General features: G+C 61.6%; 12 protein-coding genes. 10 read left to right on the forward strand and 2 right to left on the reverse strand.

The features are described 5' to 3' along the window. Positions 1 to 208: 208 nt before the first annotated feature. The 7 genes from GTQ41_RS10245 (at position 209) to GTQ41_RS10275 (ending at position 6,824) form a co-directional block, all read left to right on the forward strand. Positions 209 to 730: a spore coat U domain-containing protein gene (locus GTQ41_RS10245; RefSeq protein ID WP_047291622.1), complete on the forward strand. Its 522-nt coding sequence runs from the start codon at positions 209 to 211 to the stop codon at positions 728 to 730. Positions 731 to 835: 105 nt separating this feature from the next. After that, on the forward strand, positions 836 to 1,369 hold the full coding sequence (locus GTQ41_RS10250; RefSeq protein ID WP_041068745.1) for a spore coat U domain-containing protein: 534 nt from the start codon (positions 836 to 838) through the stop codon (positions 1,367 to 1,369). A 19-nt stretch (positions 1,370 to 1,388) separates the two neighbouring features. Beyond that, positions 1,389 to 1,925, forward strand: a complete 537-nt coding sequence (locus GTQ41_RS10255; RefSeq protein WP_007961145.1) for a spore coat U domain-containing protein — start codon at positions 1,389 to 1,391, stop codon at positions 1,923 to 1,925. Positions 1,926 to 1,929: 4 nt separating this feature from the next. Next, positions 1,930 to 2,430, forward strand: a complete 501-nt coding sequence (locus tag GTQ41_RS10260; RefSeq protein WP_041068749.1) for a spore coat U domain-containing protein — start codon at positions 1,930 to 1,932, stop codon at positions 2,428 to 2,430. A gap of 34 nt (positions 2,431 to 2,464) precedes the next feature. Continuing rightward, a complete protein-coding gene (locus GTQ41_RS10265; RefSeq protein WP_047291628.1) occupies positions 2,465 to 3,253 on the forward strand; it encodes a molecular chaperone in 789 nt (262 codons plus the stop codon). A 245-nt stretch (positions 3,254 to 3,498) separates the two neighbouring features. Then, entirely contained in the window at positions 3,499 to 5,856 is a 2,358-nt protein-coding gene (locus GTQ41_RS10270; RefSeq protein ID WP_047291630.1) for a fimbria/pilus outer membrane usher protein, read from the forward strand. Continuing rightward, positions 5,853 to 6,824 carry a spore coat U domain-containing protein gene (locus tag GTQ41_RS10275; RefSeq protein WP_047291632.1) on the forward strand — a complete coding sequence of 324 codons (972 nt, stop codon included), beginning with the start codon at positions 5,853 to 5,855 and terminating at the stop codon, positions 6,822 to 6,824. The genes GTQ41_RS10270 and GTQ41_RS10275 overlap by 4 nt, the downstream gene beginning before the upstream one ends. Positions 6,825 to 6,947: 123 nt before the next feature. On the opposite strand, the gene GTQ41_RS10280 is transcribed toward GTQ41_RS10275, so the two are convergent. Both GTQ41_RS10280 and GTQ41_RS10285 read right to left on the reverse strand, forming a co-directional pair. Beyond that, on the reverse strand, positions 6,948 to 7,703 hold the full coding sequence (locus tag GTQ41_RS10280; protein ID WP_047291633.1) for an anti-sigma factor: 756 nt from the start codon (positions 7,701 to 7,703) through the stop codon (positions 6,948 to 6,950). Continuing rightward, positions 7,700 to 8,206, reverse strand: a complete 507-nt coding sequence (locus tag GTQ41_RS10285; protein ID WP_047291635.1) for an RNA polymerase sigma factor — start codon at positions 8,204 to 8,206, stop codon at positions 7,700 to 7,702. The genes GTQ41_RS10280 and GTQ41_RS10285 overlap by 4 nt, the downstream gene beginning before the upstream one ends. 238 nt (positions 8,207 to 8,444) lie before the next feature. Here GTQ41_RS10285 and GTQ41_RS10290 point away from each other — a divergent pair, with 238 nt between their 5' ends. From GTQ41_RS10290 to GTQ41_RS10300, 3 genes are read left to right on the forward strand one after another with little or no spacing between them, the layout of a single operon-like run. After that, positions 8,445 to 10,022 carry an amino acid adenylation domain-containing protein gene (locus GTQ41_RS10290; protein WP_047291637.1) on the forward strand — a complete coding sequence of 526 codons (1,578 nt, stop codon included), beginning with the start codon at positions 8,445 to 8,447 and terminating at the stop codon, positions 10,020 to 10,022. Next, the gene (locus tag GTQ41_RS10295; protein WP_047291640.1) at positions 10,019 to 11,353 is read left to right on the forward strand and encodes a membrane protein; all 1,335 of its coding nucleotides are present in this window, start codon (positions 10,019 to 10,021) and stop codon (positions 11,351 to 11,353) included. Before GTQ41_RS10290 ends, GTQ41_RS10295 begins: the two co-directional genes overlap by 4 nt. Positions 11,354 to 11,403: 50 nt before the next feature. Further along, complete coding sequence (locus GTQ41_RS10300) at positions 11,404 to 12,171, forward strand: enoyl-CoA hydratase-related protein (protein WP_047291642.1); 768 nt, start codon at positions 11,404 to 11,406, stop codon at positions 12,169 to 12,171. The last annotated feature ends 83 nt before the right edge of the window (positions 12,172 to 12,254 follow it).

The raw sequence follows: 12,254 nt of genomic DNA on the forward strand, positions 1-12,254 counted from the left end.
CCATGGCGGCTTGTCGACAATGGGCGATTACTGAACAACATTGTGTGGAACGTACAGCTATTTGCAGCGATGTAATTCGTCGTATTGCCAACCTTTCGAAACATATCCCGGAAGATCCATGGATCCAATCGACTGGCGGATTCGTCGACTGTTGCTAACCTGAAACACAGTAACGTCATCCGAATGTTCCCTGCCAAGGAATGGGACCGTGATTGCACGTGTGGTGGTGGGCCTGCTCGGGGTGCTTGGGAGCGCGGTATATGCGGCGGATCTGCAGGTTGAAGTCCGCGTTGACGTGATGCGTGGTTGCCAATTGATCGGGCAGCAGCGCGAGGCGGGTATGGAACAACTGGGCGTGCTGGATTTCGGCAGCACCGCGCGCCTTGATGATCCGGCCGGGCCCTTGGGTGCGGCGCTGACCAACCACCGGTTGCCACGCCTGGAGTGCAACCCCGACACACCCTATCAGCTGCGTGTCGACGGTGGCCTGCACGGCGGCGTCGGTGAGGTTCGCTACATGGCGGGAGCGGCCGGGAGCAAGCCTATTCCGTACCACCTGTATCAGGACGCGGCGCGCCGTGTGCCGTTGGTGGTGGACGTACCGGTCAGCGGTCGGGTGCCGGACAGCGGCACCGTGGAGCTGCCGCTGTATGCGCGGATCGAGCGTCTGGCCCAGGTGCCACAGGTCGGGCGTTATTCGGATCTGGTGAAGGTCACCGTGACCTGGTGAGTGCAGGATTTCAGGCAATCCGCTGGAGGCGGGCTGCGCAGGGAAGGGGCGTTCAATGCTGAACGCGGGAGACGCAAGCATCCTGAAGGAGTAGGGACGGACGCAATGACAGGCAAGCACTGGATGGTCATCGCCACGGGTACGCTGCTGTTGCTTGCTGACGACGCACAGGCGGCGATCAGTGGGCAGATCAACGCGCGACTGATCCTGATCGCCGGGTGCGAAGTCACCAACAGCGCCACGCCGGCGATCCCGGTGAGCAATCTGGGCACCCTTGATTTCGGTCAGCAGGGGCCGACCTGGACTTCGCCCATCAAGGCCAGTCTCGACGGCGACAGCAGCGGCAAGCTGAATGTGGCCTGCAATCCCTCGGTCACCGGTTTCACGGTCACCATCGATGGCGGTACCCACGGCGACGGCACCACCCGCCGCCTGAGCAACGGACGCCAGACCCTGCCTTATCAACTGTTCCTGGATGCCTCCGGCAGCCAACGCTACAGCATCGGCCAACAACACAATTTCGCTGTCACCAGCGGTGCGCAGATACCGATTCCGGTCTTTGGCACGGTGGTGGCGAATACCCGCGCGGTACCGGCAGGTGTCTATACCGACACGCTGACGGTGACGCTCGACTGGTAACCCGTAGAGGACGGACACCATGCGCACGTTTGCATCAAGGATAGGTTTGTCGTTGCTCGGCCTGACGCTGGTTTCCAGTGCCCACGCCGCCACCACGGTCACCGGCCAGATCACCGCCAGCCTGACCCTGATCAGCAGTTGTCAGGTCAATGGCGCCGGTGGCTCCACCGGGCTGAACTTCGGTGCACTGAACTTCGGTACTGCCAACAGCCTGTTTACCACTGCCAGCGGGCAGGTGTTGGGCGGTGGCGGCGGGGCGCTGTCGATTCTTTGCTCCAGCGGCACCACGCCGGTGGTCAAGGTGCGCGCCGGTGCCCACGATGGTCAATCGCCGGGCGGTGCACGTGCGTTGTACGACGGTGTCGCCAACTACGTGCCGTACGATTTCTATACCGATGCCGGGCATTCGCAGCTGCTGCCGATTGACGGCACGATCAACCTGGCGACCAGCACCGGCGTGGCGCAGACGGTGAATATTTATGGTCAGGCGGTGGGCAAGGCCGGGTTGCCGGCGGGGACGTACACCGACACCGTCGCTGTCGAACTGACGTTCTGATGCCATGCGCCGTCAGGGCTGTGCTGCGCTGCTCCTGCTCTGTGCGGGCAGTGTGCCGCTGCCGCTGGGGGCCGCCACCAGTCAGAGCTTTCAGGTCAGCGCCACCATCACCCCGGGGTGCCTGGTGGTGGGCGGTGTCTCGAATTACGGTGGGCTGAATTTCGGTACCAGTTCGGCTCTGGGCACCGGCACGGTGCAAGTGGCGCTGACCGGTGGCGTGCAGTTGCAATGCACACCGGGCGTGACGCTGAACATGAGCGTCGATGGCGGCCAGTACAACAGCAGTGGTCGGCATATGCAGCTCAACAGCGGCAGTGCGCGGGTGGCGTACGCGCTGTTTCGCGATGCGGCTTACAGCCAGAGCCTGGGCATCAGTCAGAGCGTGGCGGTGGCTTACAGCGATGCGAACAACATCAGCCTGCCGATTTACGGGCAGGTGCAGTTGCCGGGCAATCAGCCTGGGGGGACGTACAGCGACGTGTTGCAGGTGCAACTGTCGTGGTGAGGCGACGTTTGAATGGCCGACAAGGAGCAGGTTCATGGGGGCAGTGACTTCACGGCATTCGGTTGCGCAGCGCGTGATGCTGGCGCTGGTGATGCTTGGGGCTGGCAATGCGCAGGCCGCCAGTTCGGTGCTGATCTGGCCGATCGATCCGGTGCTGGAGGCCGATCAACAGGCCAGTGCGTTGTGGCTGGAGAACCGCGGCACGGAAACCGCCAACCTGCAGATCCGAGTGTTCGGCTGGAGCCAGAGCGGCTTTGAAGAGCAATACCAGAACCAGCGCGACGTGATCGGCAGCCCGCCGGTGGCGAAGATCGAACCGGGCCAGAAACAACTGGTGCGCCTGACCCGAACCAAGGATGTGCCGCCGGGACAGGAACTGGCTTACCGGATCATCATCGACGAAATACCTGGCGCTCAGCCACCGGCTGCCGAGGGCGGCAAAACGGCGGCGGCGATTCGCTTCCAGATGCGTTATTCGGTGCCGTTGTTTGCCTACGGCGCGGGGCTGTGGAGCAAGGAGGACAGCACGCGGCCGCGCGATCCCAAAGGCGTGGGGCTGCCGCAATTGAGCTGGCGCACGGTGGCGGTGGACGGCCGGCCGTATGTCGAAGTGCGCAATCAGGGCGCGGTGCATGCGCGGCTGACTGACGTGGCGATCAAACAGGGCGGGCAAAACAAGCCGTTGGCCGAGGGCCTGTTGGGTTACGTGCTGCCGGGGGCGGTGATGCGCTGGCCGGCACCGGGCCCCTTGGCGAGCGAGTCGGCGCTGCAGGTGCGGGTCAATGGCGGGGCGCAGGTGCAGAGCATTGCGCCGGAGCGCTGAAAAAGGAGCCATGCCGAGTGGACTTTTGTGGCGAGGGAGCTTGCTCCCGCTGGGTTGCGAAGCAGCCCCCAAGCCGTGTCAGGTAGTCCGCTCAAACAGTTCTGACGACGGCTGCGCCGCCGAGCGGGAGCAAGCTCCCTCGCCACAATGATTACATCGTGTCGCCAAAATTCCAGAGAAAGATAACTGGCTTTGGCAATAGTGGCATCAGGAGGACTCAGTCCATTGACGGACGTAAAGCGTGTATGAGCTCAGGATGGGCTCGTCGTATTCAGCGTCCGTTGTGGCTGATGACTGGCGCGTGGTGCCTGATGGTCGTGCAACCCTCCGGGGCCGGCGAATTGCCGCCGCCTCCCAGCGGCATGGAGGCCGTCAGTGATGCACAGTTGTTTCTGGAGTTGGTGGTCAATCAGATGAACACCGGGCGGGTGGTGGCGGTACAGCAGCGTGACGGGCATCTGTTTCTGCCGGCCAGCGCATTACGCGAAGCCGGGATGAAACTGCCTGACGGTAGTGCTGACGAAGTCGATCTTGACGGCTTGCCGGGACTGCACAGCGAGTACGACAGTGTCGGTCAGCGCCTGCTGCTGGATGTTCCGCCGCAGTGGCTGCCGGACCAGTTCATTGGCAATCGCGAGAACTATCCGCGCACTCCGGCGCTGAGCAGCTTCGGTGCGCTGTTCAATTATGACCTGTACCTCAATGACACCGATGACGCCGGCACCTATCTGGCGGCCTGGAACGAGCTGCGGCTGTTCGACGGCTGGGGCACCCTGTCCAACACCGGGCAGTACCGGCGCACCTTGTCCGGCGATTCGCTCAGTACGCTGGACAACGGCTACCTGCGCTACGACACCACCTGGCGATACTCGGATGACGAGCGAATGCTCACCTACGAAGGCGGCGACGTGATCAGCGGCGCCTTGCCCTGGAGCAACTCCGTGCGTCTGGGCGGTGTGCAGTTCTCGCGGGACTTTGCCGTGCGTCCGGATCTGGTCACCTATCCGTTGCCGCAGTTCGCTGGGGAAGCGGCGGTGCCGTCCTCGGTAGATCTGTTTATCAACGGCTACAAGTCCAGCAGCAACGACCTGCAACCGGGGCCGTATACCCTGACCAACATTCCGTTCATCAACGGCGCCGGTGAGGCGGTGGTGGTGACCACCGATGCGCTGGGGCGGCAGGTCTCGACGACGGTGCCGTTCTATGTCACCAGCAGTTTGCTGCAAAAAGGCCTGAGCGATTTTTCCGTGGCTGCCGGTACGTTGCGCCGCGATTATGGTTTGAAGGACTTCAGCTACGGCACCGGTGTCACCTCCGGCAGCCTGCGCTACGGCGTCAGTGACAGCTTTACCCTGGAAAGCCATGCCGAAGCGGCGGATTCGCTGACCCTCGGCGGCATCGGCGGCAACCTGCGCCTGGGCAATTTCGGCGTGCTCAACAGCGCCATCAGTCAGAGCCGTTTCGAAGGTGAGGGGGGCAACCAGTTCAGCCTCGGTTATCAGTACAGCAGCCAGCGCTACAGTTTTTCCTGGCAACGCTTGCAACGCCGCGACCAATACGCCGACCTGAGTGTGATCGACACGCCTTACATCAGCCTCAGCCGGCGCAGCGAGCAGGCGACCCTGAGTGTCAACCTCGACCGTTGGGGCAGCCTCGGTGCCGGCTATTTCGACGTGCGCGCGGCGGACGATTCGCGCACGCGCCTGCTCAACCTGAGCTGGAGCAAGCCGTTGTGGCGCAACAGCAGTTTCTACCTTTCGGCCAACCGCGAGATCGGCGACAGCCACTGGGCGGTGCAGGCGCAACTGGTGATTCCGTTCGATCTGCGCGGCAGCCTGGCAATCAGCAGCGAGCGCAGCAAGACCGGGCAGAGTCAGCAGCGGGTCAATTACAGTCGTTCGGTGCCGACCGAGGGCGGGGTCGGTTTCAATCTGGGCTACGCCGAGGGTGATGGCCCCGATTATCGTCAGGCCGACCTGACCTGGCGCCTGCAATCGGTGCAATTGCAGGCCGGGGTCTACGGCACTTCAGACGCCGAAACCCGTTGGGCCGATGCCAGTGGCTCGCTGGTGTGGATGGATCGCCAGGTGTTCGCGGCCAATCGTATCGACGATGCGTTTGTGGTGGTCAGTACCGACGGCTTTGCCGACATTCCAGTGCGCTACGAAAACCAGCAGGTCGGGCAAACCGACAAGAACGGCCATCTGCTGGTGCCTTGGAGCAGCGCCTATTACCGCGGCAAATATGAAATCGATCCGCTGAACCTGCCCGCCAACGTGCGCAGCCCCAACGTCGAGCAGCGCATCGCCGTGCGCCGGGGCAGCGGGTATTTGCTGGAGTTTCCACTGAGTCGGGTGATCGCTGCGAGTATCGTGCTGGTGGACGCGCAGCAACGTGAACTGCCATTGGGCGCGGGCGTGTTGCACGAGCAAAGCGGGGCGCGCACGGTGGTTGGCTGGGATGGCCTGGTCTACCTGGAAAACCTGCAGGCACAGAACTCGTTGTTGGTGACGCTGGCAGACGGCAAGACCTGCAAGACGCGATTCGACGTGGATATGCAGCAAAGCCAGGTGCCGCTGATCGGCCCGTTGGTGTGTCAATGAGCGCGGCGCGGATTTGCCTGTGTCTGGCGCTGTTGCTGCCTGGGGCGGCACAGGCCGTGTGTTCGGTGGTCAGTACCACTGCGGCGGCGTTTGGTTCGATCAGTTCGATTGCCGTGCGCACCACGACGCAGCCCAGTTCCACGCTCAACGCCGGGTTGAGTTGTACGGGTTCGCTGCTGACCCTGCTGACCAGCAATGATCACTTTTACGCCACCATTACCTCGACCCAGAGCGGCTTGCTCGGGCCAACCGGCGATGTCATCGGCTACACGATCTACGCCAATAACAGCACCAGCTACCCGGTGACCCGTGGCACCGCCTTCGACTTCGCCCGCAACGGCATCATCGACGCCTTGGGGCTGCTCAACGGCACCACCCCGAAAACCGTGCCGCTGTACCTGAGCACGACCATTGGCAGCAACGTTGCCGCCGGGGTCTACACGGAAACCCTGAGTATTTTCTGGAACTGGAATTACTGCTCCGGGATCGGTGCCGGCAGTATTTGCCTGGGGCGCGACATCAACAGCGGTACGGCGACGTTGACGGTGAACCTGACCGTGTCCAACGACTGCACGATTACCGCGCCAAACATTGCCTTTGGCAGCGCGCCGGTGATCAGCGCCTTTACTCCGGTGACCGGGCAGACGATCAATCTGGCCTGCACCAAGGGCAGCGCCTACACCGTCGGTTTGAGCGACGGGCAGAACCCGGTCAGTGTCGGCGGTCGACGGCGGATGATTTCCGGGAGCAATTATCTGGCCTACGACATCTTCAAAAGCGCCGGGACTACTCGTTGGGGCAGTGTCGGCAGTGCGCGCCGGTCGAGCACTGACGCCGAGGTCAATCCAGGAAATGGTCTGGGCACCGGGAGCCAGATCTTCAATTACAACGCGAAAATCTACACCGACCAGACCACGCCGCCGGCGGGGACGTATCTGGACAATGTGGTGCTGGACGTGGGTTTCTGACCCATGCGATGACCCCCTGTGGGAGCGAGCTTGCTCGCGAAAGCGGTAGATCAGCCACCATGATTGTTGAATGGCACACCGTATTCGCGAGCAAGCTCGCTCCCACAGGGGATTTGTGGGCTTTCAGAATTGTAGTGATTGTCTCAATTGCTGCGCCGCCGGAGAGTCTGTCGGGCTGACCATCGCATAGTTGTACCCGCCGCCGGACCAGTAATCGGCCTGCAGATCGCCGTCGCTGCGGCTGCCGCGTGGCAGGAAGGTGTTTTTCGGCCCCGGTGGCCGCACGTAGAAACTGACCTTGTGACCGCTGCGATCCTCATACATCACCATCGCCGCCGGACCTTCGTCGGTGCTGAGCAGACGGCCGCTGACCGGTTCGAAGCCGGCGGATTTCAGATCCGGCAAGCGACTGGCCTGAGTGAAATACCGATCGAGCCAATGCTGCATGTCGCCGTCACTGTCGACTTTATAGTCCGCCGGCAATATTCCCTGCTGTGCAATCAGTCGATAGGCCTGCAAGGCATCGGTCATTGGCAGCACAGAGGCGCGCGCGAGGGTCATTTCCCGCGCCTGCCAGCCACTGAAACCACCGAGGCCGACCGCGATCAGCAACACTGCCGCGCTGGCCAGATGACGCCGTGATTGACGCTTGAGACGCTGGCGAATCTGCGCCGGATCCAACTGCGGATTCGTCGGTTGCTGCAACGCACCGCCCAGCGCAGCGCGCAATTGTTGGGCATCCTGCTGCCAGGCGCGAACCTGTGCGGCGGTGTCCGGATGATTGGCCAGCCAGGTGTCGAGGATGCGCCGATCGGCCTCGCTGAGTTGATGGTCGACGTACGCGTGCAGGTCGCGTTCGCTGGGGGGCATGCTGATCATTTGAGTATCCGCAAGGAAGGGCTGCTGATTTCGCCTTCGCTGAGCTGGCGCAAGGCCTGACGAGCGCGGGACAGACGCGACATCACCGTGCCGCTGGGGACGTTAAGGATTTGCGCGACCTCCTTGTAGCTCAAGCCTTCCACCGAAACCATCAACAGCAGGGCTCGCTGTTCAGCAGGCAGGCGATCGAAGGCTTGCAGGGTCGATTGGGCGATCACCGTGCGCTCGGTCGAGGGCTCGGCGTCATCGCGACCGGTGAAGAATTCGAGCATCCGCGCATAACGACGGGAGCGCCGATGGGCGTCGAGAAACTGCCGATAGAGAATTGCGAACAGCCATGCACGCACGTCACCCTCGGCGCGTTTGCTGCTCCAGCCGGACAAGGCCCGTTCAAGGCTGGCCTGCACCAGATCGTCGGCGCTGGCGCCATTGTGCGTCAGAGACAGGGCGAAGCGCCTCAGACGGGGAATCAACTCACGCAGGTGTTCGTCGAGTGTGTTCATGGAAAGCGGCATGCCTGGGGTAGAAACGGCGGTATTGATTAGCAAGACGCCGCTTGCTGCAGGTTATTCCATGAATCTGCGTGAAAGTTTTTTTTCTTAATTGAGTAGGAAAGTTCGTCGCGTTTTGTAGTCAGCGTAATAATGTTGCATGTCCCGGCTCAACGGGTTCGACATGCGCAGGCAGGCAACCTCGCCGAATGCGCTTTGTCGCCCGATGAGATAAAGGGGGACCTTTTTTATGCAAGCTTTCGCAATTTCCAACCAGCCGCAATCCCGTGCGGGAATTGATAGTTCATGGCAACGTTTTGGGTGTGGCCCGAAAGCCACACCGGCATTTGCTCTGATTCACCACGCCATTGAGGCGCAAGCGGTGCGCATGCCCGAGGGCATCGCGGCTCACTGTCGGGGCGAGACAATCACCTATGGCGAATTGAACCGGCAGGCCAATCGCCTCGCCAGGCATCTGCTTGAGCAAGGGGTGGCCGCTGGCGATCATGTCGCGCTGTTTGTCGAGCGCTCGATTCCTATGCTGGTGGGGATGCTGGCAACACTGAAAATCGGCGCTGCCTACATTCCTCAGCATGTGGGGATCACACCGACGCACCAGTTGCAGCACATCATGAAGGTCGCCCGCACGCGCATCGTACTGACGCTCTCGGAGCTGGCGTGCGCAATCCCGCTGACGGCACTGCAGCACTGCATACCCCTCGATACCTTTATCAAGACGCCGTCATCGCAAGCTGATGAGCACAACCCCGCCGGTCAACAGATTTCGGCCGATTCGCTGTGCTTCGTGCTGTTCACCTCGGGTACGACCGGCGTACCCAATGGCGTACGTGTCACGCAACGTAATGTCTGCAATATTCTGCTGACCGCCCCGGGCAACCTCGGTATAGAGCCGGGATGCAAGGTCGGACAAATCCTCAACATTGCCTTCGACATGGCGGCTTGGGAGATTTTCGGGTGTCTGGCCCATGGCGCAACGTTGCTGATTCGCGGCAAGAACATCGCCGCGACAGCCGAGCAGTGTGATGTGCTGATCGCCACGCCGTCGATTCTTGCCACGCTGGAGCCGGAACGTTGCACCCGCGTGAGGGTGGTGGCGCTGGCGGGTGAGCCTTGTCCGCAACCCCTGGCAGATCGCTGGGCATCGTTTTGCCAGTTCTATAACGCCTGCGGACCGACCGAAACCACCATCGTCAACACCATGCAGCGCTACCGGCAACCAGGCGCCTTGACCATTGGCAAGCCGACGCCGAACAACACCGTGTATGTGCTGGATGAGGCAGGGCAGTTATGCACGCCCGGTGAGCCGGGCGAAATGTGGGCGGGCGGGGATTGTGTGACGGCAGGTTATCTGGGCAATCCGCAATTGACCGCTGAACGCTATCGCGCTGACCCCTTTCTCGGTGAAGGCCGCATGATGTTCCGCACCCGAGACCTGGGCCGCTGGACGCAGGACGGTGAGTTGGAGCACCTGGGACGGGTCGATGACCAGGTCAAGATTCGCGGTTTCCGTGTGGAACTTGACTCGGTTTCCACTGCGCTTGAGGCATCCCCGAGCTGCGAGCGGGCGGTTACGTTGAAACTCGACAATCGCAACCTGGTGGCGTTTGTCTATCCGCGCACCACGGACATCGTCGCTGCCCGCCATTGCTGCGAACAGCGCTTGGCCTATTACTGCGTGCCGACTCTCATTCTGGCGGTGGACAACATTCCGCTCACTTCCCGAGGCAAAGTCGACAAGCGTCTGTTACTCGAATGGGCCATGGCGCATCAACTGCAGCAGAGCAACGCTCAGGAGACGGGGCAATGAGTCGGCTGGATGCGGGCCTGGTCTTGCCCCCCCGGCGGGCACTTTGGCGGCGGTTGGGCTCGCTGCCGGTGTTTTCCCACTACAACCGTTTGTTTGCGCTGGTGCTGATCGTCAATGTCGCAGCGTTGGGCCATGGTCTGACCGCTGGGCAATGGTGGACAGGCGACAGTCTCGCATTGCCGACGCTGTCTGGCTGGGTCACGGCGAATCTGTCATTGGCGATTCTGGTTCGCCAGCAGTACCTGATCAATCTGCTGTTCTGGCTCGCAACCCGCGTCCCCACGAGTTGGCCGCTGGCAATTCGGCGCTCGCTGGCCAAGGTTTATCATTTTGGTGGTCTGCACAGCGGTGGTGCGGTTGCCGCGATCGTCTGGTTTGCGCTGTTGATGGCGGTGATGCTCCAGGATCGATTCGCGGGGCCGGGTACCGTCTCGATGACGCTGTTGGCTGTCAGTGGCAGCCTGCTCGGCGTGCTGTTGTTGATGGTGATCATGGCACTGCCGCGCATTCGCTCGACGTTCCATAACGCGTTTGAACGAACCCATCGTTTTGGCGGCTGGACGGCACTCGGGCTGTTCTGGGTGATGACACTGATCGCCGCCCGTGATCAGAACCCGAAGGCGAGCCTGCTGCAGATGCTCGGCGACTCGACCTCGTTCTGGATGCTGCTATTACTGACTTTCAGCATCGTCCTGCCGTGGCTGCGCCTGCGCAGGGTGCCGATGACACAGGTAAAGCCGTCGTCGCATGTGCTGATTGCAGGGTTCGAGCATCTGACGCCGTTCGCCGGATCGTCCACGGCCATCAGCCTCAATCCGCTGTGGGAATGGCATTCATTTGCCAATATTCCTGCGCCGGGCCAGCCTGGTTTTCGCTTGATCATTTCCCGCGCGGGCGACTGGACGGGGCGCTTGATTGACCAGCCATCGACTCATGTCTGGGTCAAGGGCATCACTACCGCAGGTGTTGCCCACATTGAAACGCTGTTCAAGTCGGTGGTGTATGTCGCGACCGGCAGTGGCATCGGTCCGGTGTTGCCGCACCTGCTGGCACAACAAGTGCCGATCCACCTGATCTGGTCAACCCGCAGCCCGCGCAAGACCTATGGCGATGAACTGGTGGACGAAATTCTTCGGGCGCAACCCGGTGCGCATATCTGGGATACCGACCTATCGGGTAAGCCGGATCTGGTGGCGTTGGCCTACGCGGCCGTCCAGGCAACCGGTGCCGAGGCGGTGATCTGCATTTCCAATCAGACACTGACTGAACGTGTTGTCGAGGAAATGGAGGCGCGAGGCATTGCGGCCTACGGCGCCCTCTGGGACTCCTGACAACCGCGCCTGTGACGTACTGAAATTTTCCCTTGTTTGAAGAGATTGTCATGAACCTGTTGATTGAACGACATGGGCGAGTTGCCCTGATTCGACTGAACCGCCCCCAAGCCCGAAATGCGCTGAGCACGTCACTGATGCAGGAGTTGCTGGCGACGTTGCAGTCGCTGGACAGCGATCCGCAGGTGGGCTGTTTCGTCATCACTGGGACGAAGGACTACTTCGCTGCGGGCGCGGATATTCGTGAAATGTACGACAAGAGTTGTGCTGACATGATCCGCGAAGACTATTTCGCCGATTGGGAGGCCTTTTCGCGGCTACGCACACCGAAAGTCGCAGCGGTTAGCGGTTACGCATTCGGCGGTGGCTGCGAGCTTGCCATGATGTGTGATGTGATCATTGCGGCGGACACCGCGCAGTTCGGGTTGCCGGAAATCAGGCTCGGGGTCATGCCTGGAATGGGCGGCACCCAGCGTTTGACCCGCTTGATTGGTCGTGCCAAAGCCATGGACATGATTCTGACCGGACGCTCGCTTGGCGCCGCGCAAGCTGAGCAGGCCGGTCTGGTATCGCGGGTGACCGATTCCGCCGAGGTGTTGCCGCAAGCATTGGCCGTCGCGCAACAGATCAGTGGTTTTCCGCGCACGGCGGTGCGTGCGGCACGGGAGGCCGTAGACCGCGTTGATGAATCGGGCTTGCGCGAGGGCATTGTGTTCGAGCGCCGTTCCTTCCATGGCTTGTTCGCGACGCCGGGGCAACGGGAAGGCATGCGGGCATTTCTGGAGAAGCGTGCGCCTCGATTTGAGCTGGACCGCTAGTGGTTTGAATACGTCGCTCGCGATCAGATGAAAGAAACTACAGTTCAAAGGGAATAACCCTGCGAGACGAACGTCTCATAGCA

Source organism: Pseudomonas sp. AN-B15 (assembly GCF_019056475.1).
GTDB classification, from domain to species: Bacteria; Pseudomonadota; Gammaproteobacteria; order Pseudomonadales; family Pseudomonadaceae; genus Aquipseudomonas; species Aquipseudomonas parakoreensis.